This is a genomic window from Sporolactobacillus inulinus (genome assembly GCF_006539285.1).
Lineage (GTDB): Bacteria > Bacillota > Bacilli > Bacillales > Sporolactobacillaceae > Sporolactobacillus > Sporolactobacillus inulinus.
Genome location: NZ_BJMS01000025.1, coordinates 1 through 4,374, shown reverse-complemented (window position 1 = coordinate 4,374; position 4,374 = coordinate 1). Strand labels below are relative to the sequence as shown.

General features: G+C 43.4%; 3 protein-coding genes and 5 tRNA genes. 1 reads left to right on the top strand and 7 read right to left on the bottom strand.

What is annotated here, in order from left to right:
* Window positions 1-106: 106 nt before the first annotated feature.
* From SIN01_RS05165 to SIN01_RS05135, 7 genes are all read right to left on the bottom strand, one after another.
* Window positions 107-2,173, bottom strand: a complete 2,067-nt coding sequence (locus tag SIN01_RS05165; protein WP_237760111.1) for a peptidoglycan D,D-transpeptidase FtsI family protein — start codon at window positions 2,171-2,173, stop codon at window positions 107-109.
* Between the two features lie 313 nt (window positions 2,174-2,486).
* Window positions 2,487-2,576, bottom strand: a tRNA-Ser gene (locus tag SIN01_RS05160).
* Between the two features lie 8 nt (window positions 2,577-2,584).
* Window positions 2,585-2,661 (bottom strand) — tRNA-Ile (locus SIN01_RS05155).
* Between the two features lie 3 nt (window positions 2,662-2,664).
* A tRNA-His gene (locus tag SIN01_RS05150) sits at window positions 2,665-2,737 on the bottom strand.
* 26 nt (window positions 2,738-2,763) lie between these two features.
* Window positions 2,764-2,837, bottom strand: a tRNA-Met gene (locus SIN01_RS05145).
* A 1-nt stretch (window position 2,838) separates the two neighbouring features.
* Window positions 2,839-2,913 (bottom strand) — tRNA-Asn (locus tag SIN01_RS05140).
* A gap of 198 nt (window positions 2,914-3,111) precedes the next feature.
* Entirely contained in the window at window positions 3,112-3,750 is a 639-nt protein-coding gene (locus tag SIN01_RS05135) for an NfeD family protein (RefSeq protein WP_029548334.1), read from the bottom strand.
* A gap of 231 nt (window positions 3,751-3,981) precedes the next feature.
* Between SIN01_RS05135 and yqfZ the strand changes: the two genes are divergently transcribed.
* Window positions 3,982-4,326, top strand: coding sequence for a protein YqfZ (yqfZ, locus tag SIN01_RS05130; protein ID WP_010027183.1), 345 nt, complete (start codon window positions 3,982-3,984; stop codon window positions 4,324-4,326).
* Window positions 4,327-4,374: the final 48 nt, after the last annotated feature.

Genomic DNA, 4,374 nt, shown 5'->3' with positions numbered 1-4,374 from the left:
GGTCTAATGGTTTGAAGTCAGGGTAAAATCATATACTTTCTTATCCTATTAGAAAAACCGGGCAAAATACGCCCGGTCCTTACTTCCCTTTTGGTACTGTTGGTATTCACTTGCTCGTGTAGTGGTAAAACTTATCATACTCCTTATACATTTCCAGCGCAATTTCTTGGTTTTGACGACCATCGCGCACGCGCGGGACAACGACCGCAATGGCGACCTGCGGATCATCATACGGCGCATAGGAGACGAGCGTTTCATTATACAAGCTGAGATCTTTGCGATCAATCTGCGCGGTACCCGTTTTTGCTGCGACTTTATATTTTTCGCCTTGAGTTTTGAACACTCTTCCTGTGCCGTTTGAACCATGGGTCACGAGATAGAGCCCATGCTGAACACGCGCCAAATCGCGTTTATTATTACCAATTGTATTCAGTACTTTAGGTGAAAACTGATCGATTGTTTTTCCCAACTGGTCCCCGTCTTTCCCAGGTTCATGAACCGACTCAAGTAAATGCGGCTGCATCCGGTAGCCGCCATTGGCAATGGTTGAAATGTATTGCACCATTTCAAGCGGCGTGTAGGTATCATACTGACCAATTGAAAATTGATGAATCAGCCCTGGGTTATCCGGCATACCACCGTTGAAGCCGGTTCCCTCTTTAGGCAAATCAATGCCTGTTTTCACACCCATGCCAAACTGACTGTAGCCATTTCTCAGATCATTAAACGCTTTTTGGAACCTCGGCGTATCTACCGATGGAAAGCGTGCGTTATAGTAGCTGCCGGCTGAACTTAAATGGATACCGGCCATGTTTGAAACAATCGCCCCCATGAATACGTTTGACGAGAACTGCAGTGCTGATTCGGGCGTCACCGCACCTAATCCGCTAGTTTCCCATGAGGAGAAACTTCCCTTGCCTCCGGGATATTTAATCGTTTTATCATAGAAATGTTCGGGAACCGCGTTGTGCTGAAAGCCAATCAGTTCCGTTGCGCCCTTAACCGCGGATCCCATTTCAAACTGGGAAGTAATGACATCACTGGACACATCCTTGAATTTACCGTTAACATACTTTTTACCGCCAATGGCTAAAACCGCGCCTGTTTTCGGATTCATCATCACCGCATAGGCGCTGTCATTTTGTCCATTTCCGCCCATCGCCCGTGCAGATGTTATTTTTTGTTCCAGAACTTGATCCAGTTTCTTTTGCAGGCGAATGTCAATGGTAAGCCGCAGATCATCCCCGCGTGTCCCATCTTTAATCTTCGGATTGCCAACCGGAAGTCCCTTTTCGGTCTTATAGGTCAAGGTCATTGGTACACCACGTAAATAATTTTCATACTGCTGCTCTAAATAACTGGTTCCTACTTCGGTATTGCGGCTGTATCCTTGTGCCAAATAAGCATTAAGCTTATCTTCCGGGATATCGCCTGTATTACCGACATAAAAGGGTTTGTTTTTAATATATTCTCGTGAAGAAACATCGGCAGTCTGGATTGATCCGTCAAACTCATTCAAATGATCGACAACATTGATGTATTCTTTGTCGTCAACCTTCAATCCTCGTTTAATAATGTAGGGATTTAAATTGGATGCTTGATTAAAGGCATGCTGAATCGCCATGATCTGGACATCTTTTGCAGAGTAACCGGTTAATTCCGACTTTGGAATCTTCGAGAGTAGCAGCTTATACGCCTGACTCGGTTTCTTTTCATACTTTTTCTTCTCTGCTGCAGTCAGATATTTAGCATATGCATCCCTCTGATCTTTGAACTTCGTCAGCACATAATATTCCCTTTTATCACGATCGGCAATTTTTTTAATTGCCGTATTATCCATGGTTAAGTACCGAGACAGCTTCTTTGCATAGTTTAAAGCTTCCTGCGCACTGATTCCCGCATTGCGAATGAAAACGATCGCAAGTTCTGCTTTATTGTCGGCAAGCGTCACGCCATTCTTATCGACAATTTTTCCCCGTGCAGAATCGACATGCGCAACCTGTGTCTGATTTTTATTCACAGCATTTCGATAATCTTCGCCTTTGACGATCTGCACATAGCCGAGCCTCAAAATTAAGCCGGCAAAAGCGACAAAGACAACCAAAAATAATAGATTCAACCTCATCGGCAAATTATTTTTTGTTCCTTTATTTTTCACTGTTTGTTGCGCCACTTTTTCCCCTCCCAGGACAATGCTTTCATCACCCAAACATATCTATTCGTTAGCCATTTTTCATTTAAGCGCAGAGGTATTGATAATCATTGAATCAAAATCAAAACCAAAACGAACCTGTAATGCAAATTGAACTCCTTATCATTTTAAGTTTGTACCATCTTTCTGTCAAAACGCAACGTGTGCAAAACTTGCGCAAAATGATTTGCTATTCTTTGCTTTTCGTTGACGATTGGAAAATAATAAAACACCCGGAAGTGCCTTTAAATGGCTACTTCCAGGTGTTTGCAAAATGGTAAATATTATGTACCAACGGAGGAAGAGGGATTCGAACCCCCGCGAGCCGTGAAGCCCCTGTCGGTTTTCAAGACCGATCCCTTCAGCCAAACTTGGGTATTCCTCCATAATAAGTGGTGGACCCTGTAGGACTCGAACCTACAACCGGACGGTTATGAGCCGTCAGCTCTAACCAATTGAGCTAAGGGTCCACGGGCGGTTAGTGGGGATTGAACCCACGCATGCCGGAACCACAATCCGGTGTGTTAACCACTTCACCATAACCGCCAGGTTAGTGAAATGAAATAAAAAAATAGCGGCGGGGGGGATCGAACCCTCGACCTCACGGGTATGAACCGTACGCTCTAGCCAGCTGAGCTACACCGCCATGGCTCCACAGGTAGGATTCGAACCTACGACCGATCGGTTAACAGCCGATTGCTCTACCACTGAGCTACTGTGGAATAAAACCAGAACAGGAATTAATTTATCACATGTGTTAAGGCTTGTCAACATCTTTTTCAACATGTTAACGTCTGTCCTAACGACAAGAAATAATATACCATATCTGGTTGTTAATGACAATATCTTTTTTTAATTTGATTTGATGAATTTTATTTAGTGATTCACTGGTTTGAACGTCTGTCAAAAGAGCGCCGTATTTAATTCATTTCGTTCAATTGATCGACGAAGATGCGCGTTCCGTCCACAGAGATGACTTTTATCGGCACCCCTTTTTCAAGGTAGATTCCGTCGGTGATTGCACTATAGTTTTTTCCATCAATCTTTACCGTTCCTACAGGCCGAAACGGAGTGATCGTTCGTCCCTCCTTACCGACTAATTGACGATAATCATCATTGATGGAGTTATAGCCTTGTTCAGACGATAGTCGATCATGGAGCATCAATTTATTTAGATAATCACGCTGTGGGATTATTTTGCGAAAAAACCATGAAGCGCATGCACCAATGACAAAAGCAATGCTCACAAGCAGACCGTAAATCAATGACGGCGTCGGTAGCGCGCAGCCAAGAAGCATCAGAATAAAACCCAAAGCACCAATAATACCGGTTGTAAACAACTTGCCGTCGATAATAATCAACAGCAGGCCGCCAACAAGCAGCAGAAAGATCCACGGCGAAGATTGTTCGGTAAGAAAGTGTAAAAAGTAATAAATAAACAAACCGCTCCCAGTCAGTGCCAGCAAGCCTTTCGCTTTTACAAGCAATTCTGCAAATAAAAAGCAGGAAGCCAGCAATATAACAATAAATCCGCCTGCAGGATAAGCAAGTATCATCATCTTCCCCCTCTATAATCAAAATGCCGCTTTCATTGCCCCACAAGTTGAAGCGGATGGCATCCACATCATTTTCTATCTATAAATATTAAACCATACAACTGCAGCTTAGGGAACGGTACTCAGAAAAATCACTATCTATTTAAGAAAAGCGGCATATTTTCATAGATTCATGCATATAAATGATAGGGACGCCTTTCCAGAAAATTTTGGAGTAAGAATGGAGAATGAATCATGAAAAAACGATTCTTTACAATTCTTTTCATTTTGGCCTGCTGGACAAGTTATTCGGATCTGACTTCAGGATCACTTCCAGCTGGACAAGCCTCCGCGACGCAACCTTCAATGAAGGAATCTCGGCAGTCGCGCCCTGTTGAAAAAGCAGCAATTAATTTTCAGCGCATCACGGTTGAACCCGGTGATACACTGCTTTCGGTTACTGAGCGCATGAATAAGCAGCAAACCTCCATTGAACAAGTGCTCAAGGACTTTTCCATCCTGAACCCTTCTGCTGATCCGAATCATCTGCAAATCGGCAGCACCTATGCTTTTCCTTATTATGATAAAAAAGCAAATTGAGTTTTGCGGTATACTGATACTGCTTTCACGATAACTGTTCGTCGATCA